Origin of the sequence: Actinoplanes sp. DH11 (assembly GCF_020873875.1) — a bacterium.
In the GTDB taxonomy this organism is placed as follows: Bacteria; Actinomycetota; Actinomycetes; order Mycobacteriales; family Micromonosporaceae; genus Actinoplanes.
Genome location: NZ_JAHWGU010000001.1, coordinates 521,708 through 539,173, shown reverse-complemented (window position 1 = coordinate 539,173; position 17,466 = coordinate 521,708). Strand labels below are relative to the sequence as shown.

General features: G+C 70.5%; 18 protein-coding genes. 6 read left to right on the top strand and 12 right to left on the bottom strand.

The features are described from left to right. Window positions 1-417: 417 nt before the first annotated feature. From LPA41_RS02600 to LPA41_RS02580, 5 genes are all read right to left on the bottom strand, one after another. Complete coding sequence (locus LPA41_RS02600) at window positions 418-1,395, bottom strand: lysophospholipid acyltransferase family protein (protein ID WP_229067955.1); 978 nt, start codon at window positions 1,393-1,395, stop codon at window positions 418-420. Further along, the gene (locus LPA41_RS02595; protein WP_229067954.1) at window positions 1,392-2,480 is read right to left on the bottom strand and encodes an NAD-dependent epimerase/dehydratase family protein; all 1,089 of its coding nucleotides are present in this window, start codon (window positions 2,478-2,480) and stop codon (window positions 1,392-1,394) included. Before LPA41_RS02595 ends, LPA41_RS02600 begins: the two co-directional genes overlap by 4 nt. A gap of 85 nt (window positions 2,481-2,565) precedes the next feature. Beyond that, window positions 2,566-2,667 (bottom strand): 30S ribosomal protein bS22, encoded by a 102-nt coding sequence (locus LPA41_RS02590; RefSeq protein ID WP_007465623.1) that lies wholly within the window; start codon window positions 2,665-2,667, stop codon window positions 2,566-2,568. Window positions 2,668-2,854: 187 nt separating this feature from the next. Continuing rightward, window positions 2,855-3,067: a helix-turn-helix domain-containing protein gene (locus LPA41_RS02585; protein ID WP_092552121.1), complete on the bottom strand. Its 213-nt coding sequence runs from the start codon at window positions 3,065-3,067 to the stop codon at window positions 2,855-2,857. Window positions 3,068-3,211: 144 nt separating this feature from the next. Then, window positions 3,212-4,132, bottom strand: coding sequence for a proline dehydrogenase family protein (locus tag LPA41_RS02580; RefSeq protein WP_229067953.1), 921 nt, complete (start codon window positions 4,130-4,132; stop codon window positions 3,212-3,214). Between the two features lie 49 nt (window positions 4,133-4,181). Between LPA41_RS02580 and LPA41_RS02575 the strand changes: the two genes are divergently transcribed. After that, window positions 4,182-4,760: a CGNR zinc finger domain-containing protein gene (locus tag LPA41_RS02575; RefSeq protein WP_374238092.1), complete on the top strand. Its 579-nt coding sequence runs from the start codon at window positions 4,182-4,184 to the stop codon at window positions 4,758-4,760. Window positions 4,761-4,782: 22 nt separating this feature from the next. On the opposite strand, the gene LPA41_RS02570 is transcribed toward LPA41_RS02575, so the two are convergent. Next, a complete protein-coding gene (locus tag LPA41_RS02570) occupies window positions 4,783-5,595 on the bottom strand; it encodes a sugar phosphate isomerase/epimerase (RefSeq protein WP_229067951.1) in 813 nt (270 codons plus the stop codon). An 84-nt stretch (window positions 5,596-5,679) separates the two neighbouring features. Between LPA41_RS02570 and LPA41_RS02565 the strand changes: the two genes are divergently transcribed. Beyond that, window positions 5,680-6,516 (top strand): hypothetical protein, encoded by an 837-nt coding sequence (locus LPA41_RS02565; protein ID WP_229067950.1) that lies wholly within the window; start codon window positions 5,680-5,682, stop codon window positions 6,514-6,516. A 345-nt stretch (window positions 6,517-6,861) separates the two neighbouring features. On the opposite strand, the gene LPA41_RS02560 is transcribed toward LPA41_RS02565, so the two are convergent. Both LPA41_RS02560 and LPA41_RS02555 read right to left on the bottom strand, forming a co-directional pair. Beyond that, window positions 6,862-7,545, bottom strand: a complete 684-nt coding sequence (locus tag LPA41_RS02560; RefSeq protein ID WP_229067949.1) for a response regulator transcription factor — start codon at window positions 7,543-7,545, stop codon at window positions 6,862-6,864. A 29-nt stretch (window positions 7,546-7,574) separates the two neighbouring features. Further along, entirely contained in the window at window positions 7,575-8,855 is a 1,281-nt protein-coding gene (locus LPA41_RS02555; protein ID WP_229067948.1) for a cell wall metabolism sensor histidine kinase WalK, read from the bottom strand. Between the two features lie 197 nt (window positions 8,856-9,052). On the opposite strand from LPA41_RS02555, the gene phoU reads away from it, so the two are divergent. Further along, a complete protein-coding gene (phoU, locus tag LPA41_RS02550; RefSeq protein ID WP_229067947.1) occupies window positions 9,053-9,706 on the top strand; it encodes a phosphate signaling complex protein PhoU in 654 nt (217 codons plus the stop codon). A 97-nt stretch (window positions 9,707-9,803) separates the two neighbouring features. On the opposite strand, the gene LPA41_RS02545 is transcribed toward phoU, so the two are convergent. Beyond that, entirely contained in the window at window positions 9,804-10,553 is a 750-nt protein-coding gene (locus LPA41_RS02545; RefSeq protein ID WP_229067946.1) for a phosphoglyceromutase, read from the bottom strand. Between the two features lie 134 nt (window positions 10,554-10,687). Here LPA41_RS02545 and LPA41_RS02540 point away from each other — a divergent pair, with 134 nt between their 5' ends. Further along, a complete protein-coding gene (locus LPA41_RS02540; protein WP_229067945.1) occupies window positions 10,688-11,953 on the top strand; it encodes an MFS transporter in 1,266 nt (421 codons plus the stop codon). A 1,423-nt stretch (window positions 11,954-13,376) separates the two neighbouring features. Here LPA41_RS02540 and LPA41_RS02535 read toward each other — a convergent pair. After that, entirely contained in the window at window positions 13,377-13,853 is a 477-nt protein-coding gene (locus LPA41_RS02535; RefSeq protein ID WP_229067944.1) for a YbjN domain-containing protein, read from the bottom strand. Beyond that, window positions 13,847-15,241 carry a D-inositol-3-phosphate glycosyltransferase gene (gene mshA / locus LPA41_RS02530; protein WP_374238091.1) on the bottom strand — a complete coding sequence of 465 codons (1,395 nt, stop codon included), beginning with the start codon at window positions 15,239-15,241 and terminating at the stop codon, window positions 13,847-13,849. Before mshA ends, LPA41_RS02535 begins: the two co-directional genes overlap by 7 nt. Window positions 15,242-15,285: 44 nt before the next feature. Here mshA and LPA41_RS02525 point away from each other — a divergent pair, with 44 nt between their 5' ends. Both LPA41_RS02525 and LPA41_RS02520 read left to right on the top strand, forming a co-directional pair. Continuing rightward, window positions 15,286-16,041, top strand: coding sequence for an SDR family oxidoreductase (locus LPA41_RS02525; protein WP_229067942.1), 756 nt, complete (start codon window positions 15,286-15,288; stop codon window positions 16,039-16,041). After that, window positions 16,042-16,797: a class I SAM-dependent methyltransferase gene (locus LPA41_RS02520; protein WP_229067941.1), complete on the top strand. Its 756-nt coding sequence runs from the start codon at window positions 16,042-16,044 to the stop codon at window positions 16,795-16,797. It abuts the gene before it with no gap. 42 nt (window positions 16,798-16,839) lie between these two features. Here the strand turns inward: LPA41_RS02520 and LPA41_RS02515 are convergent, their stop codons facing one another. Then, a complete protein-coding gene (locus tag LPA41_RS02515) occupies window positions 16,840-17,223 on the bottom strand; it encodes a response regulator (RefSeq protein WP_229067940.1) in 384 nt (127 codons plus the stop codon). Window positions 17,224-17,466 lie beyond the last annotated feature (243 nt).

Sequence of the window (17,466 nt, the reverse complement as noted above, 5' to 3'; positions counted from 1 at the left end):
CCGAAGCCGTCGAAGAGCGTGGTCACCACGAAGCCGGACGTCACCGGCAACGCGACAGTGCCGGGGACGGTCAGCCCGACGACCCCGGCCGAGACGCCGACCAGGTCGCGGGACGCCTCGCCGACGCCGACCGTCCCGGTGACGGTCCCGCCGGTCCTCGACGAGGGCGAGGAGCAGCAGCAGCAGCAGCAGGGCGGCGTACTGGGCGGACTGCTGGAAAACCTCTTCTAGAGGTCCGTCGCGCGCCTCGCGAAAGCATGGCTCGCAGAAGTAGGGGCTCGCGGAAGCACGTCTCGCGGAAGCATGGCGAGGGGCGGTGCCGAAAGTCGAAAGACTTCGGGGCCGCCCCTCACTTGTCACTATAGGACGGTCCGGGCGTTTCCTTCCAGTGACTAACAACTATGCGTGACCGAATCGTCACGGACCGAACGCGTCCGGTCGCTTCTCCAGCAGCTCGTGCAGGGTGGCCTGAATGGTCTCCCGGACCTGGTCAGCGAGGTTGTAGACAACCAACGGGTCGTCGGCGAACTCGGTCAGGTGCGCGGTCGGGATCGGCGGGCAGAACTGGATCAGCCACTTGCTCGGCAGCGGCACCAGACCCAGCGGGCCGAGCAGCGGGAACGTCGGCGTCACCGGGAAATAGGGGACGCCGAGCAGCCGGGCCAGCGGTTTCAGGTCGGCCAGGATCGGATAGATCTCCTCGGCGCCGACGATCGCGACCGGGATGATGGGGGTGCCGGTGCGCAGTGCCGCCGAGACGAACCCGCCCCGGCCGAACCGCTGCAGCTTGTAGCGGTCGGCGAAGCGCTTCCCGATGCCCTTGAAACCCTCCGGGAACACGCCGACCAGCTGGCCGCCGGTCATCAGGCGCTCGGCGTCGGGGTTGCAGGCCACGGTGGCGCCGGCCGCCCGGGCCAGCTCGCTCATCACCGGCATCCGGAACACCAGGTCGGCGCCGAGCAGCCGCAAGTGCCGCTCCTGGGGGTGCTTGTCGCGCATCGCGACGGTGAGCATCAGCGCGTCCAGCGCGAGCGTGCCGGAGTGGTTGCCGACCACCAGGCCGCCCCCCTCGGCCGGCACGTTCTCGATGCCGAGCACCTCGGTGCGGAACCAGTCGCGGTAGAGCACCTTCAGGATCGGCTGGAAGAGCGCGTCGGTGAGCTCCGGGTCGAAGCCGAACTCGTCCACCTCGTACGCCCCGGCGAGGCGGCGGCGCAGGAACGCCAGCCCCTCGGCGACCCGCTGGTCCCAGACGTCGGCGCCGTCGGCGGGCCGGTCGGCAGGCCGCTCCGGGATCGGGCGCCTCCCGTTCACCCGCTGCACCGGGGCGGGGGTGGGTAACTGGAACTCGGCGTGACCGGGGAGCACGTCACGACGGTACTCGTCCTGACTCACGACCGGTCGCTTCCCGCCGGCACCCCCGCGGGCGTGGCCTCGGCCGCCGCCCGGACACGCCGGATGCCGTCGAGGATCGCCCGCTCGGCCGTGGCCAGCCGGTCCGCGGTGACGGTGGAACCCGCCGTGTGCGCCCGGATGAACTCCTCGAACGCGACGGCCGTGGTGCGCGGCGTGAAGCCGAACTCGCGGATCAGCCGGGACGTGTCCACCACCCGGCCGTGCACGAAGAGGTCGATCTGGTCCAGGCCGATCTGCTCGACACCGAGGTTGCGCAGCAGGGCCGCGCCGGTGGAGAGGGCCGACTCGGGGAACGGCAGGGCGACCCGGCCGCTGCGGCGCACGGCCTGGGAGAGCATCAGGACCCCCGCACCGGCCACGTTGTACGTGCCGGGGTGGTCCTCGATCACCGAGCGGTGCAGGACCTCGAGCGCGTCCTCGACGTGCACGAACTGGAGCCGGGCGTCGCGGCCGAGCACGGTCGGCACCACAGGTTGTGCGAAGTATCTGGTCAGCGAGGTCTCGGCCGTCGAGCTGATCATCGGGGCGAACCGCAGCACGGTCGCGGCCACCTCGGGCCGGCGCCGGCGGAAGCCGCGCACGTAACCCTCGATGTCGAGGATGTCGCGGGCGAACGGGCCGCGCGGCACGGCACGGGGCTCGGTGTCCTCGGTGAAGACCGCCGGGTCCCGGAACGAGGCGCCGTACGCCGCCGTGGACGAGCGGACCACCAGTTTGCGCAGGCCGGACGCCGCCTGCGCGGCCGCGAGCACCTGCATGGAACCGATGACGTTCTGTTCCTTCATCGCGGCCCGGCCGCCCGGCTCGGCGGGCACACTTGTGACAGCAAGGTGCACGACGGCTTCGGGGTCGAGCTCGGCGATGGCCTCGGTGGCCGCCCGCGCATCAGCCCGGATCCGCTCGACACCCGCCAGCATGCCGAGCAGGCCGGCAGGCGGGTCGTGCGGATCCAGGCCGACGACACGATCGATCCGGGGATCAGCGGCGAGGCGTGCAGCCACCCGAGCGCCGAGGTACCGGCTTACTCCGGTGACCACGACAACGCTGGGCGGTGAGGTCACCACGGGCGCACCTTCCGATGCGTTGTTGAGATCCTCGGGCAGTCAGGCAAGTGACGTGTCCGGGCCGGGCCGGTCGCCCGGCCGGACGTCACTTGCCGAGACGGCGACGCTGGACGCGGGTCTTGCGCAGCAGCTTACGGTGCTTCTTCTTCGCCATACGCTTGCGGCGCTTCTTGACCACGGAGCCCATACGAAAAGCCTCTCGAAACCATGTGGGTGGACCGGCGGACCCGAAGGCTCGCCCGGTACCGGACTGGACGGCACCCCGAGCGCTGGCGCCACGATCGGCGCGCGGACCCGGGAACCAACCGCTCCAGCGTAGCGGGCAGGTCGTTTCGGGCCAACACGACCCCGGCAGACGCCGGGGCCGCCGGTCGTCAGGCGCTCTGCGAGAAGGCGCCGCGAAGATATTCGTGTACCGCGTGCTCGGGCACCCGGAACGAGCGGCCGACCCGGACCGCGGTGAGGTCACCGCCGTGCACGAGCCGGTAGACGGTCATCTTGGAAACCCGCATCAGCGAAGCAACCTCGGCCACCGTCAGGAACCGTACCTCCGAGAGTCGTTCCTCGGTCTGGGCTGGACCCGTCATCTCGTCGCACCGATCCTTTCGCAGGCACGTGCGTGTCATCAGAACGGTATCGATACGGCTGTGACCAACGCGATGCGTTCCGTGAAATGACCATAAAAAGTCAAGCCCGACACACCGGATCTGCGAAGTGTTGACCTGTTTGGGTTACTTGCGTGACGTGACGGCCCTCGCCACGACACCCACCCCGGCCGGGCGCTCGGCAATCCGGCGCATCAGATAGCCGTACCACTGCTCGCCGTACGGCAGGTAGACGCGGACCGTGTGCCCGCCCGCCGCGAGCCGGGCCTGCTCCTCCGGGCGGACGCCGTACAACAGCTGGAACTCGTACTCCCCGGTGGACCTGTCGAACCAGCGCGCCCGGTCCTCGGCAATCGCGATCAGCCGCGGGTCGTGCGTCGCCACCATCGGATAGCCGGCACCCGACATCAGGATGTTCAAGCACCGCACATACGACTTGTCGACGTCCAGCGCCGACGAGAAGGCCACCGACTCCGGCTCCGCGTAGGCGCCCTTGCAGAGCCGGACCCGGGACCCGGCCGTCGCCAGCTCCCGGCAGTCCCCCTCGGTCCGCCGCAGCTGTGCCTGCAGCACCCCGCCGGTCCGCGGGAAGTCCCGCCGCAGCTCCAGCAACGTCTCCAGGGTCGTGTCGGTGGTGGTGTGGTCCTCGGCGTCCAGGGTCACGGCGGTGCCGGCCTCCGCCGCGGCGGCACAGATCGCGTGGGCGTACTCGTACGCCATCTTGTCGTCGATCCGCATGCCCAGCGCCGACAGCCGCACGCTGACCTCGGCCACCGGCGTCAGGCCGGCGTCGCGCAACCGGCCCAGAACCGCGACGTACTCGTCGCGGACCGCCGCCGCCTGCTCGACGGTGCCGGTGCCGACGCTCAGATGATCCAGGACGACCGACAGGCCGTCGTCGGCCAGCTCCCGGCTCACCCGCAGGGCTTCGTCGGCACTGTCGCCGGCGACGAACCGCCGCGCGAGCCCCTTGCCGGCGGGGACGGACTCGGCGAGCCGCTCCAGCCGGGCGGAACCGGCCGCAGCGAGAAACAGGGAACGGAGCATGAGCCGAGGGTAACCTCCGGGCCCGCGCCGAAACCCGCGCGCTTCATACATGCCCTACACACACCGGTACGGCTACCGTTGTCGGGTGAACTTCGATGCGTACGCCCGGACGGCAGTCGACCTCGTCAACGCCGGACTGGACGATCTCGCCGGGTTGCGGGCCATGTTCTCCGGTGAGCAGGAGTACATGCGGGACCAGGTCGCCGAGAAGGACCTGGTGGCGTTCCGCCGTGCACAGCGCCGGCTGCGCGAGGTCTTCGAGTACGGCACGTCCGGCCGGGACGCCGACGCGGTGCGCGAACTCAACACGATGCTCGAGGCGTACCCGGTGCAGCCGCGCATCTCCGGGCACGACGCCAGCGACTGGCACATGCACGTGACCAGCCGCGGTTCGTCGGTGAGCGCCGAATACCTGGCCGGTGCGTCGTGGGGTCTGTCGGTGTGGCTCTGCGAGTACGGCAGTGCCCGCTTCGGCATCTGCGCCGACGAGCGTTGCGGCAACGTCTATCTGGACACGTCGTCGAACAACTGCCGGCGCTTCTGCTCGGAGCGCTGCGCCACCCGCTCCCACGTGGCAGCACACCGAGCCCGCAAACGAGCTGTGCTGACTGGCCTCGCTCCGGCCTGACGGCTGGCCGGCCGCAGGACTCTCAGGCCTGCGTGGCGGCGGCCTGCGCGGGGGCCAGGTGGCGGCGGGCGAACTCCAGGGCCTCGCGCAGGTCGGCCTCGCGGGCCGGGCGGCTCGCGGCCTTCCGGGTGTTGATCTCGAGGGCGACCGAGCCGGTGAAACCCCGGCCGGCCAGCGAGCTCAGCAGCTCGGCACAGGGCTGGTTGCCCCGGCCCGGCACCAGGTGCTCGTCGCGGCCCTCGCCGGTGCCGTCGCCCAGGTGCACGTGCTTGAGGCCGGCACCCATCCGGTCGGCCATCTCCAACGCGTCGATCCGGGACGCCGCGCAGTGCGAGAGGTCAAGGGTGTACGCGTCGAAGCCCGTCTCGGTCGGGTCCCACCCCGGCGTGTAGGGCACGAACCAGCGGCCGGCCATCTTCACCGGGAACATGTTCTCGATCGCGAAGGACAGACCCGGGTGCCGGTCGCGCACCTTGTCCAGCCCCTCGGCGAAGTTGCGGGCGTAGTCGCGCTGCCAGCTGAACGGCGGATGCACCACCACCGTCGGCGCGCCGAGCGTCTCGGCCAGCTGGGCCGCCCTGCTGAGCCGCTCCCACGGGTCCGGGCTCCACACCCGCTGGGTGACCAGCAGACAGGGCGCGTGGACGGAGAGCACCGGGACGCCGTAGTGGGCGGCCAGCCCCGCCAGGGCGCCGGCATCCTGGCTGACGGCGTCGGTCCACACCATGACCTCGAGGCCGTCGTAGCCGACCGTGGCCGCCATCTCGAACGCGGCCGCCGTCGGCTCCGGGAAGACCGAGGAGCTGGAGAGAAGCACAGGAACGCGGGAACTCACGCCTCCAGCGTAGCCGCGCCCGGCACGCGCGGATATATCAGCGCTAAACGGTCAGGGTCCACCGATGGGCGTACGCTGAGGCGGATGAGCCGCACGAAGCCGTCTGCCGAGGTCCCGCTCGACTTCCCTCGGGAGTGGATCGAGTTTCTCGATCCAGACGACGAGCAGCATCTGGTGCGCGCCGACCTGACCTGGTTGCTCTCCCGCTGGACCTGCGTCTTCGGCTCCGCCTGCCGGGGCATCCTGCCCGGTCGCGCCGAGGACGGCTGCTGTTCGCACGGCGCGTTCTTCACCGACGCCGACGACGAGAACCGGGTCAAGGCGGCGGCCGCGAAACTCACCCCCGAGACGTGGCAGCACCACCGGCGGGGTTTCCGCAACTACACCGAGATGGATTCGGTCGACGGGACCAAGCCCGCGCGGCGCACTGCCACCCGATCCGGTGACGGCCCGTGCGTGTTCCTCAACGACGCGAGCTTCCCGGCGGGCGGCGGATGCGCCCTGCACGCGCAGGCACTGCGCGACGGGGTACACCCCCTCAAGTACAAGCCGGACGTCTGCTGGCAGCTGCCGGTCCGCCGCGAACAGGACTGGATCACGCGGCCCGACGGCACGAAACTGCTGCAGTCCACCCTGACCGAGTTCGACAGGCGCGGCTGGGGCCCGGGCGGGCACGACCTCGCCTGGTGGTGCACGTCGTCACCGGAGGCGCACGTCGGCACCGAGCCGATGTACCTCACCTACGCACCGGAGCTGACCGAGCTGATCGGGGAGCCGGCGTACGCGAAACTCGCCGAACTCTGCGCGGCCCGCCTGAAATCCGGCCTGCTCGCCATCCACCCGGCGACCGCAGCTGCCGGGGCGCCGAAAAGGCGAGGCGGACGCGAGCCCGCCTCGCCCCGCGCGGCCCGGACCCCCTGACCCGCGGCGAACCCCGCCCTGGGCGGCACCTCGACCAAACCGGCCATGTCATGGTGCCGAACAGATCGAAGCGCACCACGCGCTCGCGCTCCAGAATCCAGAGGCCAGAGGGAACATGTGACGACACGACCCTTGCCGTCGTCGGTGCCGGGCACGGACCCGAACCAGTAATTGCCGAAACCAAGAGCAGCAGAGCGGGTGCCACCGAAAGGGCGAGGCCCGGCCGCGACCACCCACCTGGCTGGCGGCCGCACTGGGCCGGGAGCAGGCAGATGGCCGCGTGGGCCACCGGGGGACGGGCGAGAGATCCTGTTGGAGAACCGCACACCCGTACCGAAGAGAGGGTCAGGGCTCGAACTTGTAGCCCAGGCCGCGCACCGTGACGATGTACCGCGGCGTGGAGGGCTCCGGCTCGACCTTGGAACGCAGGCGCTTGACGTGGACGTCCAGGGTCTTCGTGTCGCCGACGTAGTCGGCTCCCCAGACCCGGTCGATCAGCTGGCCCCGGGTGAGCACCCGGCCCGCGTTGCGCAGCAGCAGCTCGAGCAGCTCGAACTCCTTCAGTGGCAGCTGGACGCCGGCGCCGTCCACGGTGACGACATGGCGCTCCACGTCCATCCGGACCGGGCCGGCGGCGAGCGTCGGGGTGGTCACCTCGGCGGCCTCGGTGCCCTGGCGGCGCAGCACCGCACGGATGCGGGCGACCAGTTCACGCGGCGAGTACGGCTTGGTGACGTAGTCGTCCGCACCGATCTCCAGGCCGACGACCTTGTCGATCTCGCTGTCCCGGGCGGTCACCATGATGATCGGGACGGCCGAGCGCTGCCGCAGCTGGCGGCAGACCTCGGTGCCGGACATCTCCGGCAGCATGAGGTCGAGAAGCACGATGTCGGCACCGGTCCGGTCGAACTGCGTGAGCGCCGAGGTCCCGGTCGCGGCGACCGACACCTCGAAACCCTCCTTGCGCAGCATGTACGACAGGGCGTCGGAGAACGACTCCTCGTCCTCGACCACGAGCACGCGGGCCAATGTGGTTCCTTCCGTCTTCGGTGACCGGGTCAACGCCCGGCCACACCGGACTCGATCTCAATCGCCGTCGGTGACGGCGAGGGGGCTTCGGGGGGACGCGCCGGTAGGCGCAAGGTGAACGTAGAGCCGTCGCCGAGGGCGCTGGTGACGTCGACACGGCCACCGTGGTTGGTGGCGATGTGCTTGACGATGGCCAGGCCGAGGCCGGTGCCACCGGTGGAACGGGACCGCGCCTGATCGGCCCGGTAGAACCTTTCGAAGATCCGGTCGACGTCCTGCGGAGAGATACCGATGCCCTGGTCGGTGACGTCGATCTCGATCCAGTCGTCGCTCTGGCGCATGGTGAGCGAGACCTTGGTGTCCTCGCCGGAGTACGCGATCGCGTTCTCCACGAGGTTCGTGACGGCGGTGGCGATCTGGCTGTCACTGCCGTACGCCATGGCGCCCCTGGGGCCGTCGTAGACGACCTCGATGTTCTTGGCCGAGGAGGTGGTCCGGGTGCGGTCGACGACTTCGGCGATCACCCAGTCGAGGGGGACCGGCTCCGGGTTCGGCAGCGGCTCGGCGCCCTGCAGGCGGCTGAGCTCGAGCAGCTCGCTGACCAGCCGGCCCATCCGGGCGGACTCGTGGTGGATGCGCTCGGCGAACCGGCGCGCCGCGATCAGGTCCTCGGACTGCGCCTCGGGTGCCGAGTCGGGCAGCTGGGTGGCGTCCAGCAGCGCCTCGGCCAGCAGCTGGAGGGCGCCGATCGGCGTCTTCAGCTCGTGACTGACGTTGGCGACGAAGTCGCGGCGCACCCGGGCCAGCCGGTGCGACTCGGTCACGTCTGCAGCCTCGACCGCGACGTGCGTCGAGTTGAGGGCCACGGCGCGCAGGTGCAGCCCGAGCGGGGCCTGTGCCCCACCCGCGCGGCCCCGGGGCAGGTCGAGCTCCACCTCGCGGCGGACGCCGGTGCGGCGGACCTGTCCGGCGAGGGTACGCAGGATCGGATGCGCCGCGATGGTGCCGGGCGCCCCGCCGGAGCGCAGCAGGCCCATCGCGCGGGCCGCCGGGTTCACCAGCACCGGGTAGTCGTCGGAGTCCAGCACGACGACACCCACCCGCAGCGAGTCGAGACTCTTGCGACCGAGGCCTTTCATCCCGTTCTTACCAGCCGGGCGGTCATCGTCCGGTTCGATGGCGGCGCTCCCCTCCGACGGTCCGCTGCGAGCCGTCTCGGCCAGCCGGCGGACCCGGGCCAGAGCCAGCCCCGCTCCCACACCGACGGCGAGCGCGAGCAGGATGAGGCCGACGGCGTACTTCCATTCCACGCTGCGATCGTAGGGTCATTGTTTACCTGCGCTACAGGGCCAAAGGTACAAATCGGGCCGACGTCGAATAATGTTCACCACTACGCCTGGCGTCGTTCACCGCTGTTCATGTCCAGGCCGCCGGCTGCCCATAGCGTGAGCAGCACAACCGGCCGCCCGAAACCCGGGCCGGCCCTGAGGAGCACCGGGATCGAGACATGCGCGAGGAGTACCAGGCCGACCTTGTCGAGGTCGGCCGCCTGTTGGTGACCATGGCAGAGTCGGTTCGCGCCGCCCTGCGCAAGGCGACGACCGCGCTGCTGACCGCCGACCTCAAGGCCGCCCAGGCCGTGATCGAGCGGGACGCCGACGTCGACAAGATCTATGAGCAGGTCGAGGTGAAGGTGGCGGACACCATCGCCCGGCAGGCGCCGGTCGCCGGCGACCTGCGCCGGGTGATCACCGCCCTGCACATCTCCGCCGACCTGGAGCGGATGGGCGACCTGGCCGAGCACGTGGCGAAGACCGCCGCCCGCCGGCACCCGTCGCCGGCCGTCCCGGCCGAGCTGCGCCCGACCTTCCAGGAGATGGCGGACGTGGCGGACCGGATGGCCGGGAAGATCATTACCCTGCTGGCCAAGCCCGACGTCGCGCTCGCCGCCGAACTGGAGACCGACGACGACTCGATCGACGACGCCGAGCGTCACCTTTTCAAGATCATGCTGGACGACGCGTGGCCGTACGGTGCGGAGACCGCGATCGACGGCGCCCTGCTCGGCCGGTTCTACGAGCGGTACGCGGACCACGCCGTGAACATCGGCGAGCAGGTCATCTACCTGGTCACCGGCGAACCGACGGCCAGCCAGAACTGAACCGATCCGGCTCGGCCGCGGCGCTCGGCGTCGCGGCCGGACGGATCCGAAGGCCGGGATGCCACGGGGGCGTCCCGGCCTTCGTCGTTGCGGACGGTTACTTCTTGCCCTGGGCGGCGACCGCCGCGGCGGCCTCCTTGGCGGCGACCGGGTCGAGGTAGGTGCCGCCCGGGTTGGTCGGGCGCAGGTTCTCGTCCAGGTCGTAGCGCAGCGGGATGCCGGTCGGGATGTTCAGCTTCGCGATCGCTTCATCGGAGACCTGGTCGAGGTGCTTCACGATGGCGCGCAGCGAGTTGCCGTGCGCGGCGACCAGAACCGTCTTGCCGGCACGCAGGTCCGGGACGATCTCGTCGTACCAGTACGGCAGGGCCCGCACCAGCACGTCCTTCAGGCATTCCGCCTTGGGCAGCAGCTCCGGCGGCAGGCTCGCGTACCGGGCGTCGCCGAACTGGGAGAACTCGGAGTCGTCCTCGATCGGCGGCGGCGGGACGTCGTACGACCGGCGCCAGAGCATGAACTGCTCCTCGCCGTACGCCTCGAGGGTCTGCTTCTTGTCCTTGCCCTGCAGCGCGCCGTAGTGGCGCTCGTTGAGCCGCCACGACCGCTTCACCGGGATCCAGTGCCGATCGGTGATGTGCAGCGCGATCTCACTGGTGCGGATCGCACGGCGCAGCAGGCTGGTGTGCACCACATCGGGCAGCACGTTCTGCTCCTTGAGCAGTTCGCCACCGCGTCGGGCCTCGTCCTCACCCTTGGCGTCCAGGTCCACGTCGACCCAGCCGGTGAAGAGGTTCTTGGCGTTCCACTCGCTGTTGCCGTGCCGCAGCAGCACCAAGGTTCCAGTCATGACCTCATCTTGCCTCGCCCACCTGGTGGCCGTGCGGCCACCCGGCACCGTGTCCGCCGCCACGTCGTAAACCGGTTGCCCGACCCCCTAAGTTGTAAGGCGAGCTGGCTAGATCACTACTTACTGGGGGTACGGTGTCCGGGTGGTTCCGTCAGGCTGTGGGCGGATTGCCCCGGCAGTTCTGGTTCCTCTGGACCGGCACCCTGATCAACCGGCTCGGCGCCTTCGTGGTGCTGTTCCTCAGCATCTACCTGACAAGTGACAGGCACTTCACCCAGACACAGGCCGGTGTCGTCCTCGGCCTCTACGGCGTCGGCGGTGCGATCGGCACCATGACCGGCGGCGTCCTGGCCGACCGCTGGGGACGCCGGCCCACCATGCTCACCGCGCAGTTCGGCGCGGCGGCGCTGATGCTGGCCCTCGGCTTCGCACACTCCTACTGGCACATCGCCGCCGTCACGTTCCTGCTCGGCGCGTTCGCCGAAGGCGTCCGGCCGGCCTTCTCGGCGATGATGGTCGACGTCGTGCCGGAACGCGACCGGGTCCGGGCGTACTCGCTGAACTACTGGGCGATCAACCTCGGCTTCGCGCTCGCGGCGGTCGCGGCCGGCTTCGCCGCCCAGTTCGACTACCTGCTGCTCTTCGTGGTGGACGCGGGCACCACGCTCGTCACCGCCGTCATCACGGCCATCTTCCTGGCCGAGACGCGGCCGCGGCGCAGGCGTACCCCCGGCGCCGCCGCGCCCGCACCCGCCGGCGGCATGGGCACCGCCCTGCGCGACCGGGTCTTCCTGGTCTACCTGCTGCTCAGCCTCGCGCCGGTGCTGGTGATCCTGCAGCACTCGTCCACGCTGCCGCTCACCATGCTCGCCGACGGGCTCTCGGCCGCCACATACGGCACGGTGATCGCGGTGAACGGGGTGCTGATCGTTCTCGGCCAGCTCTTCGTCCCCAAGCTCATCGAAGGGCGGGACAGCGCCCGCGTGCTGGCTCTCGCCGGTCTGATCATCGGCGCCGGCTTCGGGCTTGTCGCGATCGCGGACGGGCCATGGCTGTACGCCTTCACCGTGGTGATCTGGACCCTCGGCGAGATGCTGCAGTCACCGAGCAACGCGGCCACCGTCGCGGCACTCTCCCCGCCCGAGCTGCGCGGCCGCTACCAGGGGCTCAACTCGCTGACCTGGTCGATCGGCACGGCACTGGCCCCCGTGCTGGGCGGGCTGGTGCTGCAACGTGGCGGCGACGCGCTGTGGGTGGGCTGTTTCGCACTCTGCGCGATCGCCTCAGCCGGCCAATTGATCGCCGGCCCGGCCCGGAACCGGCGAGCCGCGCTACGCCGCGCCGAGGAGATCGCCCTCACTGAGAAGGCCGTCACCGGCGATGCCCGGAGCACACGGTGAGGCCGATCTTCACCATGGCGGCAAAACGGTTTGCGCGCCCCCACTACCATCGGGCGCCTGCCTGCGGCCGTACCGATTCTTCGATCTTGGACGGTTGATCACAAGCGGTGATGGCGGCTGCCCGGGATTCGCTGCGGATAGGTGTGTCACCAGTTCGACAGAACACATCGGACAGTCCGCGATTCGCGTATTACCCCGAAGACGGTACGGCTAACACGTGATGCCATTTTCGACGGAGGCACAAACAAAAGCGCCGGCGGCGGCGGGCGACACCCATCCCCATAGGCGCCGCCCGCACTAACCGCCGGTCTCGGGTCGCGCCGTCCCCCAACGGCTCATGCCACCCGTCCCCAAACGCCGATCCGCGGCGATCATTGCTGATCGACCCGTTCCCCGAACTGACGGCTCGGCGTCCATCGACCACGCTAGTTGGGGCAGTCAAGCCTTCACAACCCGATTTCGTGTCGACATCTGTTCCGACCGTCACAGGAACCAACAACCAACCGATCGGACGATCCGCCAATCACTCGTCCGGGCTCCTCGTCGCGGAAAAATCACTACTCGTCGATAAGCAGATGTTCACCCGGGAAGCCATCGAGTCGTATCGTCCGCCTCCGATATAGTCCCTAGATCAACTAGACCTGTGCGTCATCGGTGCGGGCGGCGCGCGGCCCGCACATCGCCCGCGAGCCGAGGCGGCGCTGGGGTGGGGCGCTTGCGGCGCTGCGGGCGCTTTCGGCGCGGCCGGCCGGGAGGCAGACGCTTGCGGTGCGGGCAGCCGGGAGGCAGACGCTTGCGGTGCGGGCAGCCGGGAGGCGAGGGTCTGCGGTGCGGGCTTTCTGCCGGTTTGCACCGGTAGGGCTTTGAGTGGAACACGGCCCGCAGGATGTCGACGCGGCGGCCGGCGAGGCAGGTGGGTGCGGCGTTGTCCGCCGGCCTTGGCTCCTTTGTGGTCACTGCTTGAGCAGCCGCGACCGGATGCGCTGCGTCCGTGCGGCGGTGTTGATCTGCTAGCGCTACGAAATCGCGGTGATCATGGGGCTGAAACCGCGATTTCGCATCGCTAGCAGATCAACATCTCGACAGTTGGGGTATCCGACTCACCGCGGCAAGGAGCCGGGCACGGGTTGATGCGCGGCCGTCGGGCTGGGCGGCGGGGTGTGGCGCGATGCAGCGGCGCAGAACGAGCGGCGCACACGGCGCGGCGCGACGCAGGCCGAGCGGCACGGCGCGACGCAGGCCGAGCGGCAAGGCACAGGGCAAGCGACGCGACGCGGGGCAAGCGGCCCGCCACGGCACAGAGCGAGCGGCCCGACGCGGGCAAGCGGCGGCACGGCACAGGGCATGACGCTGGGCAAGCGGCGCGGGGCAGGCGGTGGCACCGGCCGCGCGGTGGCGCAGGGTGGGGCCTGCGGGGCCGGGATCAGCCCTCGGCGAGGTGTTTGAAGGCCTGCAGGTTCGCGAGCGACTCCCCCCGCTTGACCCGCCACTCCCACTCCCGCCGGATCGAGGTGCTGAACCCGAGCTCCAGCAGGGTGTCGAAGGACTCGTCGGCGTAGGTCAGCACCGAGCCGAGGATCCGGTCCAGTTCGTCGGCGTCGAGGCCCTTGAGGGAGACCCGCCCGGTCAGGTACACGTCGCCGGCCGCGTCGATCGAGAAGGCCACCCCGTACATCCGGGCGTTGCGCCGCAGCATCCACGCCCAGACCTCTTCGTGGTTCTCGTCGGGGTGGCGCATCACGAACGCCTCGATCCGCAGCGCGTGCTCGCCGACGATCAGGTTGCAGGCAGTCTTGAGCTTGTGCGTGCCGGGCAGGGTGACCACATAGGACGACTCGCCGGTGGGTTCCCACTCCAGTTCCCGCTCGGTGAGCACATTCTCGATCAGCTTCGTCACCATGCGCACGTCGCTCCTTCCAGCCGGGCCGCGATGAGTGCGCGGTGTTCGCTCATCGCGTCACGGTAGACCCGCAGCAGATTGTCGGCAGTGCGATCCCACGAGAACTGTGACGCGTGGGCGACCGCGCCGGCGGACAGCCGGCGCCGATAGCCGGGGGCGTCGAGCAGGCGGTCCAGTACCCGGGCCCAGTCCTGCGGGTCGTGCCCGTCGACGAGCACCCCGCTGATCCCGTCCCGGACCGCGGTGACGAGGCCGCCGACCGCGGCCGCCACCACCGGCGTTCCGCAGGCCTGCGCCTCCAGGGCGACGAGCCCGAACGACTCGTTGTACGACGGCACCGCGACCAGGTCGGCGGCACGGTAGAGCGCGGCCAGGCCGGCGCCGGTCTGCGGCGGCAGGAACACCACCGATTCGGCGACGCCGAGGGATTTGGCGAGTTCGACGAGTGAGGAGGGCCGGTCCAGGCCGCTGCCGCTGGGCCCGCCGCAGATCACCACGGTGACGTCGTCCGGGCCGCTGCGGGCCCGCATCTCGGCGAGGGCGGAGATCAGCACGTCGGGGGCTTTGAGCGGCTGGATCCGGCCGACGAAGGCGATGATCCGGCCGCGCTCGGGCAGGCCGAACCGGGCGCGGTCGGACCGGCCGGGACGGAACCGTTCCAGGTCGACGCCGGGCTGCACCACGCTGACCCGGGCCGGGTCGGCCTGGTAGTGGTCGATCAGGTCCTGTGCCTCGAACCGGGTGTTCGCCACCAGCCGGTCGGATTCCGCGATGACCTGTTCCTCGCCGATCAGCCGGGCCCGCGGCTCCGGCCGGTCACCGGCCGCGATGAACTTGTTCTTCACCTTGGCGAGGGTGTGCGCGGTGTGTACGTGCGGCACGCCCCAGCGTTCCCGGGCCAGCCAGCCGACCTGCCCGGAGAGCCAGTAGTGCGAGTGGATCAGGTCGTAGTAGCCGGGCGGGTGCGCCGCCTCGGCACGCAACACGCCGGTGGTGAACGCGCAGAGCTGCGACGGCAGCTCCTCCTTGTCGAGCCCTTCGAACGGCCCGGCGGTGACGTGCCGGACGTGCACGCCCGGCGACATCTCCACCAGCGGCGGCAGTCCCCCGGCCGTCGCCCGGGTGAAGATCTCGACCTCCACACCGCGTGCGGCCAGGCATTTCGCAACCTCCACGATGTACACGTTCATGCCGCCGGCGTCGCCGGTGCCCGGCTGTTCCAGCGGGGACGTGTGCACCGAGAGGGTGGCGATCCGGCGGGGAGTCGGCCACGAGCCGGCAATCGGCAACTCAGCCACGGTGGCTCCCTCCGATACGGCGCCGTGTCCGTCGTAAAAACTTGTTGCGCCAAGGTTCATCTTCCCCATCGGCGGTGGCCGAACCACCATGCAGCCGAGCGAGGGTGATGCAGGTCATGAGGGAAGATCTGACCATGGAGAACATCGCAGTCGTCACCGGGGCCTCCAGCGGCATCGGTGCGGCCACCGCGCGCCGGCTGGCCACCGAGGGATTTCATGTGGTCGCCGTGGCCAGGCGCGCCGACCGGCTCGACGAACTGGTCGCCGGCATCGGCGCGAACGCGACAGCCGCCGTGTGCGACGTGACCTCGGACGAGTCGGTGGCCCGGCTCGCCGGGACGGTGGCCGGGCTGGGCGGTCAGGTCACCCTGCTGGTCAACAACGCGGGCGGCGCCCGCGGGGCGGATCCGGTGGCGGCGGGGTCGGTCGACGACTGGCAATGGATGTACGAGGTGAACGTGCTCGGCACCCTGCGGGTCACCAAGGCGCTGCTGCCGGCGCTGGAGGCGAGCGGCCGCGGCACGATCGTGACGATCGGGTCGACCGCGTCCTTCGTGGTCTACGAGGGCGGTGGCGGTTACACGGCGGCCAAGCACGCACAGACCGCCCTGGTCGGGACGTTGCGGCTGGAACTCGCCGGCAAGCCGGTCCGGGTCGTGGAGATCGACCCGGGGATGGTGCGGACCGACGAGTTCGCCGTCAACCGCTTCGGCGGCGACCGGGAGAAGGCCGACGCGGTCTACGCGGGCGTCAAGGATCCGCTGGTGGCCGACGACATCGCGGACATCGTGGCGTTCGCGGCGACCCGTCCGCATCACGTCAACATCGACCGGCTGGTGGTGCGGCCGATCGCCCAGGCCGCCCAGCACAAGGTGCACCGGGAGAAGTAAGTGGTGAAGCCGGTCGGCGCGATCACCCGGGGGACGACGAACCCCAATCGGCTGCGTCGCGTCGACAACTTCCTCGCGTACCGCTGCTCCGCGCTCCTGACCGAGGCGGCGCAGCCGCTGGTGATCGACCTGGGTTACGGAGCGTCACCGGTCACCGCCGTGGAACTGCGGGGCCGGCTTGCGGCCACGGTGCGTGCGGACGTCGCGGTGGTGGGTCTGGAGATCGATCCGGTACGGGTCACCGCCGCCCAGCCGTTCGCCGAGCCGCCCCTGCTGGAGTTCCGGCGCGGCGGCTTCGAGCTGGCCGGGCTGCGTCCGCACGTGGTGCGCGCGTTCAACGTGCTGCGCCAGTACGCGGAGGAGGAGGTGGCCGCCGCCTGGCGGACGATGACCGGCGGCGGTGCGCTGCTGATCGAGGGCACCTGCGACGAACTGGGCCGGATCGCCACGTGGGCGGTGGTCGAGGACGGTGTCCCGCGCACCCTCACGCTCTCCGCCCGGCTGGCGTCCCTGGAACACCCGGCGGTCTTCGCCGAACGGCTGCCGAAAGCCCTGATCCACCACAACGTGCCAGGTCACCCGGTGCACGAGCTGCTGCGGGCGCTGGCCAGGGCCTGGGAGAGCGAGGCGAGCCCGTTCGGGCCCCGGCAGCGCTGGCTCGCCACGGTGCGGCGGCTGCGGGACGAGGGCCGGCCGGTGCTGGACGGCCCGGCCCGGTGGCGGCTCGGCGAACTGACCGTGCCGTGGCCCGGCTGACGCGTGTCCCCCAACAGGCGCCGGCCGGGCCACTCCCCACCCTCAGGTCAGCACGGTTCTCAGGGCTGCCAGCAGGGCGTCCGCGGTGAACGGCTTCTTCACCAGCAGGGCGTCCTCGCCGACCAGGCCCTTCGTGACGGCGATGTCCTTGGGCAGCCCGGAGATGAAGACCACCCCCAGCCCCGGCCGCATGTCGATGGCAGCGCCCGCCAGCTCGCCGCCGCCGAGGCCGGGCAGGGTCAGGTCGGTGACCAGCGCGGCGATCTCCGGGTGGTCACGGCAGACCGAGATGGCCTCCTCGTGATCACCGGCCACCAGCGTCGCGTATCCACGGCGCTCCAGCATGCGGCGCATGATGTCGCGCAGATCCTCTTCGTCGTCGACGACCAGGACGGTCGGCTTCTCGGCGACCGGCGCCTCGGACATCCGTACCTCCTCCGCCGGGTTCGATCCTCACGCTAACCGTCGGCGGGCTCCGAGTTGGGCGCTTTGCCGAGGCGAACCCGGGCACCCGCGACGCGACGGACGTGGCGGGGCGCGCGGGACGGATGGGCCGTCCGGAACGGCGCCGGCCGGTGTGCGGATCCGCGTACGGTCGAAAGGTGGGTCGCACGGTTTCCGGTTCGCCGGTGTGCCGCGACCAAGTTGGGGAAAAGGTCATCGGAGAAC